Below are 6,058 nucleotides of genomic sequence, written 5' to 3'. Positions count from 1 at the left end.
CCTCTGGTACGCGCAGACAGAATGACAGTGCTAAGGGTTTTCTTGGAAAAAACTCTTCGAAAATCCGACTTCTCGGCGTCATACGTCGGCCTCATGGACATTATGTACTCACGACGCTTCGTCTTTCATCCAGACGAGGAAGAAACGGGTGCCTATTATGAAATCTTGCTTGAATCACTGGTGACCTCAGGAGACCTACGGCGAGACAATGCGTTCTACCGCCTGGAGCCTAAGGCATTGGCGACGCTACAAAATTATGAAGAGCAAGAGCAACGGCATAGGGATATGGACAACCAACAGTCTCTATTGGGTTGGCTTACCGCAGCGCTTGTTATAGTTGGAATACTGCAAGTCCTAGCCACGGTGGTGGGTATATCTGGAATTCAAGCAGCTCTGGGTTTGACCGGCGCCCAATAGACGATGCGCAACCTCATTTCTCAGGTCATCATCAGGCGATGCAGTTTCTCGGTGAGTATGGCCGGGAGTAGCGACCTTCGGTATTCTCCAGGTATGTTGTCAGGCCTTCGAGGTCCTTCTGGTAGCGGGGATAATCCTTGTCACCCTCTCGCCCCATGTGGCGCTGGTCGCGATGGAAATGCTCCTGCAGCACGAAAACATCGCACCGCGCGCAAAACCATTTGTTGCCGCCATCTTCATGCTGATCGCCGTGTAGATAATATCGCAATCTCATCCCTCCGAGACCCTGGGCCTTATTTTTCGATAACTACCTGCCGGGTCAAGCCGTGGCCAGTCAAAGTTCAACTCTTGACCTCCACCCTGCCCTCGCTATCCTTCCACTAACCGTCCCACCAAGCCGGCCAGCACTCACCACACTGAGGAGAATAAAGCCCCAAGGCGCATGGTGCACCGGGAGCTTCTTTTGTGGGTGAGAGAGCTATGGGGCTCAAGCTGCTTCGCCGAGGTCAGATCTGGTACTTGCGGGGCTCCGTGTGCGGAACACCTGTCTACAACAGCACCAAGCTCAAAAGTCGCCGGCTTGCCGATGCGCTGAGGGTGCGCACCGAGCGCGAAATTGCGGAAGAACACGCGTTTGGAGTTAGCGCCACCAAGACCTTCGCCGACGCCGCAGAGGTGTACCTAACATCGGGCGGTAGCGGCCGGTTCCTAAAACCGCTGCTGTCTCGACTCGGCCAAAGCCGCCTGAACGCCATCACCCAGAACGATCTGGACGCAGCCGCTCGAGAACTCTACCCGAATGCGCAGCCAGAGACGCGTAACCGGCAGTGCTACACGCCATTCGTCGCGGTCTGGAACGAAGCCGTGCTCAATGATTGGGCAAGGTCTAGGAAGTGGCGCCGCCCCCGCAAGCCAAAGGGCACCCGCATCGTTCGCCCCCACTCGCACCGGAACGTCACCCGTGGAGTACGAGCGCGCGGCAACCTTCGTTACTGCCATGTCCCCTGCCCCGGCGATGGTGATGACAGCGCTGTTCTACACAGGGCTCCGGCCGATCGAGCTTTTCGCACTCGAAACACCAGACATGGACATCGCGAAGCGGTGGCTGGTAGTGCGCTCCAGCAAAACCGGCGAGCCTCGAGGCGTACCATTGCATTGGTTTCTGGCAGAGTGGCTTGGACCGCTCGTCGAGCGTGGAGGCATTTTGTTCCGTACCCACAAAGGGCACCCTTACCCGCCTACCCAAGGTGGTGGCGGACAACTCAAGACCGCCATCACTGGAGCACGCAGACGGTCGGGCATCAAAGACATATCGCCCTATACAGGCCGTCACTCGGTCTCGACGCAGTTGGTCGTGAACGGCGTCCATCCGTACATCAAGGACCAAATCCTTGGGCATGCGGTCGACGACATGAGCCGGCGGTACACCCACGTGCCACAGCGCCCTTTGATTGAGGCGATCGACACACTGCCCGTTCCAGAATCATGGCGCGATCTGCCGTGGGTGTCTGACCCACTGAAATGGGCAGGGAGGTTGGTTGAAGGCACGGGCCGAAGAACGGTTTTGGGGCGGAACAGCGTTGAGTAAGATGTCAAAGCCCTCGAAACTACCAGCCAATCTACCACCGCGCGGCCTAGCTCGAGAGGAAGCCGCCGCCTATGTGGGCGTCTCACCCTCATTGTTCGATGAGATGGTCAAGGACGGCAGAATGCCTAAGCCCAAGCGCATCAACTGTCGCACAGTTTGGGACATCCGCCAGATCGACAAGGCGTTCGACAAACTCCCTGGTGGCGATGAGGATGAAGACGATGAGTGGGAGTTCGGTGCGTGACTCGGGCAAGAAATCAGCGGCTGTCCAACGCCCGAAGATGGTCGTGAAGTACGCTGATCTCGTCCCAGCCGTATTGCGCGCCCGTTTGCGTAACGATCTTTGCAGCGTGGTGTTGCTTGTGAAGCGGGACGTTCACTGCGTGCCGGATTGCATTGGAGAGATGATCAAACGCCATTCCCGGCAGCAGCCGGCTCTCAAAGAAAGTGGCAGGCTCGCTTAGGTCAATGGATGGGATGTCCTTCATCGCTGTATCGCCAATTTGGCGCTCGTTCGCCGCATAACAACGCGTAACCAGGCAGCATCGATCCAGAACCGGGTTGGTAGATTTCAAGTCAGGGTGGAGCAGCCGGGTAGCTCGCCAGCCTCATAAGCTCGAGGACGCAGGTTCAAATCCCGCCCTGCAACCATATCAGTGAGAGGCGTTCAAAACCGGAAGCGCATCACCACGTCCCTCGCTGGATGCAATCAAACAAGGCCGAGGTGGGCCGGTCGCCAGTCGTTAGTCTTCCTCAATCCCGATAAGTTCCAATATTTCATCGGGTGTCTCTGTGACCATGTAAACTGCCGGATCGACGCCGCCTACACAGTGAACCGCAGTGAAACGGGCCGACACCTCCCTGGAAAAACTGACGATGTGCTCGACGTTGATGTAGATGGTCGTGCCGTCTTTTCCGGCTAGCGTCAAACTTACGAACATTCTGGCCTCCCTCGGGTGAGGCCATATCCTCCCACCACTATTGCCGTGTGTCGAGGCTGACGCCGCCTTATGCCCCTCGTGCTGACGCCCTCCATACGCAAGCTGGGCGGTCTGGTTAGCCGAAAGCGTCCGGATTTATCCCAGACGATCTTCCGCTTCGTCAGCACTGAAAGAAGCGGATTGCCATCATCGTCAGTCCAATCCTCTACCTTGACCGCAATCTGACAGTGAGGATCGGGGTGCACCCGTCTCTCCAAGGCCATCTGTGATCCGAGGTAGTGCTGCTTTTCCTCAGGACTTAACTGCCGACTTGCCATGGCCGTCTCCGTGGATGTGACGCGTGACTTTGAAGCCCTTGCAAAACAAAAGCAAATCAGCCGAATTGCTAATCAGATGGCGGCCTCACCACCGCCCAAAGGTGACACCGAACAGTCGCCAGCCTGCTGGAGGCGTGTGCCCAAAATGAACTATTGCATCGTCGTGTTGGCGTCTTGATTGGGAGCGTTTCGAACCAGCGCAACATGCTGCAAAATTGCGTTCGCCATCGCTTCGGCCGCCGCGATTGGCATGACCACGAGGCCAACAACAACGCGGTCCAGGGCGTGCGGGTTTGTCGAATAGTCCGATCGGACAGCTTCGAATGTAATCCGCATATTCCCATTGAGACTGAGGTACCCCGTCGCGCCATCGGCGAATAAATCCGGCGCATGCGGGTTATTAAGCAGCTTGTCCATACTTGCTCCGTCGGTTGAAGCCACCAGCATCACATCGCTCCCCCCGAGTGTCGAGCCCAACCAGATCGGGACGGCGCACAGACGAGGCTAAGGCATGGTCGCGGCAGGGAGTGGGAGCATACATGCTACGCGCTGTACCATTGATGCTAAGACCACCGAAGCTGCCACCAAGCCGGGATGGGAAGCGTCCTGAAGCCAATCGAGCAGGTCAACGCGGGATATCCTCGCGCCGATAGCCAAGGACTGGGGCATCCCGGTCGCCTGCTTTATCACCAATCCCGCGCCGAGCCGGTTTTAACGTACGGGCGGCAATTATCTTACAACCAAAACAGGCACCGGACTGCTGGACACGACTTCGGCGGTTTGGCTTCCTAGAAGCATTCGCTGCATGCCGCGTCGGCCATGGGATGCCATCACAATCAAGTTGCATGAGATCTGTTGTGCCGTCTGCAGAATTGCCGGGGCGGCCTTGCTATCGGGTACATGGACCGTATCGGCCTCGATACCCAAGTTCTCCGCTGTCGCTTTTATCGAAGAAAGCAGATCTTCGGCTTCCCGCTTGCGACCTGCTGCGTAGCCGGCGATTTGATTGGGCGTGACACCCCAAGCCGCCGGGCCAGTCGGCACTGGATATGACCCGGTCGCAGTAATGATCGTGACCTTGCTGCCAAGCGCTTTTGCCAAGGCGAGGCCGTGATCAACGCCCTTCTGAGCGAGTTCCGAACCATCAGTCGAGATCAGGATATGCCTGTACATCGGGGCCTCAGGGGCGCGTTAAGGTGTCGGGCCTGAGAGAAGCACACATGGCACTGACCGACAAGCAGCAGTGCTTCATCGCCGAGCCACTAACCGCTTGGCCTACCACCAATACAAAGAAATGTGGCAGCCCCAGCGCCTCATCCACCCTTCGACTTCGCATACGCGTTTCCGCCACCCGTCAGCGTCAGCAGTTCCTCGTACTTGGCCCCACACCGGTCATAGACGCTCAGGCTTTTAGCTTTTGGGCAGCCCACGCGCGCGACAATCTCATCGAGCAAGTGCGCCAGTGTGCGATCACCCCCGGTTCGGAGCATCGCGTCTCGGTCGTATTGCTTCCACATCCCGCATTTTTCGCACGAGACGATGACCTTATTGGAGGGGAATTCAGACAGCATAGGCATGCGAACAAAATAGGAACAAATGCCTCGAGAAGTCAATCATATCGGGCTGACGCTTCAGTCTTTCACGCTGCATAAACGATGGGATCACGCCTCGCATGGCAATCAGGCGCGCAAACGCGGTTGGGGACTGGGGGAAGCTGCCATTTTGCTACCCTCTTTTCAAATGATGGGCGGTTGTCACACGGAGGATCTGATGTCCGGCGATTCCGAAAACGTTGAGTGCAATAAGTTTCTCGTGGTACCGCCCGACGGCCACCTATTCGACGTTCCCAGGAAGCAACAGGAAATCCGCGAGGCGCTGGAATCCAGTTTCCCCAACCTCAGATTTGTTGTCACGACGGAGGGTCGGCGCCGGTTCGCGGCCTTCTTAATCGTCCCGGTTCTCGGTGGCGCGAACCAGGATCGGCAACGACCTAAACGTCGGCCGCCATCGTTAGCACTCCTCCAAGACATAGGTACTTTTTTGACGCAATTTCTGGATGACAACCAACCAAGCATTCATTGATGTTGCCGTAGTCCGACGTGCCAATATGATCGAGGATCGTCAGGCCAGCGCCATCGCTGGATCGCGACGGGAAGTCACCGACACAGAGCAGCCGTCACCGTTCACCCATCCTGCATCCCGACACTGGTCGACTACCTGCAAGATGCCAAGTTCGCCGCGCTAGTGACGCCAACAAAAGCGCGATTCCAGTCCAGCCGGTTTTGCGCGTCATGGCCAAGCACCTAAAGGGCGAAGAGAAGCTAAGGCACGCGACGGTGGTCAAACTGCTTGTTCCGTAACAGCGAAACGGCCTGCCGAATTCAGGTTCGACAGGCCGTTCCTGCTCAGCTCTGGCCCGTGCCACCAGACAACAGTGCCGCGCGCGAGCGATACTGCCACCGGTGCATTAAAAATAGAAGGCCTGCCGGCGCGAGGCCGACAGGCCCATGCTAGAGCGTGTTGGATGGAAAAAACACGCTCACGGAGTGCGGAGATCACCCTCGCGGGAAGGCAATCTCCGGGCGTAGCTGAGGACTGCGCCCATTGGGCTCCGCTCGATCAAACGTCGTGCGCCCAAATCAAGTTCCCGCTATTGAAGGCGAACCCTGTGGCATTAGAACTTGTAGGCGACACCGACCGTGAGTGTGTTGGTGTCGAGGCTAACGTCGCCGAAGTTGTCGAACTCGCTGTCACTGAAGTCGTAGTAACGATATTCTAGGCGGCCAATCCAGTTG

The 6,058-nt window shown here is 57.3% G+C and carries 8 protein-coding genes; 4 read left to right on the top strand and 4 right to left on the bottom strand.

Annotated features, from left to right (window positions below; translation table 11 throughout):
• The 3 genes from AC1DWF_RS29250 to AC1DWF_RS29240 all read left to right on the top strand — a co-directional run.
• A partial coding sequence (locus tag AC1DWF_RS29250) for a hypothetical protein (RefSeq protein ID WP_476842379.1) occupies nucleotides 1–417 on the top strand: 417 nt, incomplete at its 5' end.
• A gap of 1,021 nt (nucleotides 418–1,438) precedes the next feature.
• Nucleotides 1,439–2,005, top strand: a complete 567-nt coding sequence (locus AC1DWF_RS29245) for a tyrosine-type recombinase/integrase (RefSeq protein ID WP_476785393.1) — start codon at nucleotides 1,439–1,441, stop codon at nucleotides 2,003–2,005.
• 121 nt (nucleotides 2,006–2,126) lie between these two features.
• A complete protein-coding gene (locus AC1DWF_RS29240; protein ID WP_476785392.1) occupies nucleotides 2,127–2,249 on the top strand; it encodes a hypothetical protein in 123 nt (40 codons plus the stop codon).
• 13 nt (nucleotides 2,250–2,262) lie between these two features.
• Here the strand turns inward: AC1DWF_RS29240 and AC1DWF_RS29235 are convergent, their stop codons facing one another.
• The 4 genes from AC1DWF_RS29235 to AC1DWF_RS29220 form a co-directional block, all read right to left on the bottom strand.
• Complete coding sequence (locus AC1DWF_RS29235) at nucleotides 2,263–2,493, bottom strand: hypothetical protein (RefSeq protein ID WP_476785391.1); 231 nt, start codon at nucleotides 2,491–2,493, stop codon at nucleotides 2,263–2,265.
• Between the two features lie 255 nt (nucleotides 2,494–2,748).
• Nucleotides 2,749–2,946, bottom strand: a complete 198-nt coding sequence (locus tag AC1DWF_RS29230; protein ID WP_476785390.1) for a hypothetical protein — start codon at nucleotides 2,944–2,946, stop codon at nucleotides 2,749–2,751.
• A 467-nt stretch (nucleotides 2,947–3,413) separates the two neighbouring features.
• Entirely contained in the window at nucleotides 3,414–3,680 is a 267-nt protein-coding gene (locus AC1DWF_RS29225; protein ID WP_476785389.1) for a hypothetical protein, read from the bottom strand.
• A 312-nt stretch (nucleotides 3,681–3,992) separates the two neighbouring features.
• Nucleotides 3,993–4,436, bottom strand: coding sequence for a universal stress protein (locus AC1DWF_RS29220; protein WP_476785388.1), 444 nt, complete (start codon nucleotides 4,434–4,436; stop codon nucleotides 3,993–3,995).
• Nucleotides 4,437–4,859: 423 nt separating this feature from the next.
• Between AC1DWF_RS29220 and AC1DWF_RS29215 the strand changes: the two genes are divergently transcribed.
• On the top strand, nucleotides 4,860–5,345 hold the full coding sequence (locus tag AC1DWF_RS29215; protein WP_476787649.1) for a hypothetical protein: 486 nt from the start codon (nucleotides 4,860–4,862) through the stop codon (nucleotides 5,343–5,345).
• Nucleotides 5,346–6,058: the final 713 nt, after the last annotated feature.

It is taken from the genome of Aminobacter sp. P4_D5 (genome assembly GCF_056401815.1).
This window is presented reverse-complemented; position numbering and strand designations above follow the sequence as displayed.

What these genes read in the sequence shown, in the direction of transcription:
- AC1DWF_RS29245 (WP_476785393.1), top strand. Translation starts at nt 1,439, where the DNA reads ATGACAGCGCTGTTCTACACAGGGCTCCGGCCGATCGAGCTTTTCGCA.
- AC1DWF_RS29240 (WP_476785392.1), top strand. Translation starts at nt 2,127, where the DNA reads ATGCCTAAGCCCAAGCGCATCAACTGTCGCACAGTTTGGGACATCCGC.
- AC1DWF_RS29235 (WP_476785391.1), bottom strand. Translation starts at nt 2,493, where the DNA reads ATGAAGGACATCCCATCCATTGACCTAAGCGAGCCTGCCACTTTCTTT.
- AC1DWF_RS29230 (WP_476785390.1), bottom strand. Translation starts at nt 2,946, where the DNA reads ATGTTCGTAAGTTTGACGCTAGCCGGAAAAGACGGCACGACCATCTAC.
- AC1DWF_RS29225 (WP_476785389.1), bottom strand. Translation starts at nt 3,680, where the DNA reads ATGGACAAGCTGCTTAATAACCCGCATGCGCCGGATTTATTCGCCGAT.
- AC1DWF_RS29220 (WP_476785388.1), bottom strand. Translation starts at nt 4,436, where the DNA reads ATGTACAGGCATATCCTGATCTCGACTGATGGTTCGGAACTCGCTCAG.
- AC1DWF_RS29215 (WP_476787649.1), top strand. Translation starts at nt 4,860, where the DNA reads ATGCCTCGAGAAGTCAATCATATCGGGCTGACGCTTCAGTCTTTCACG.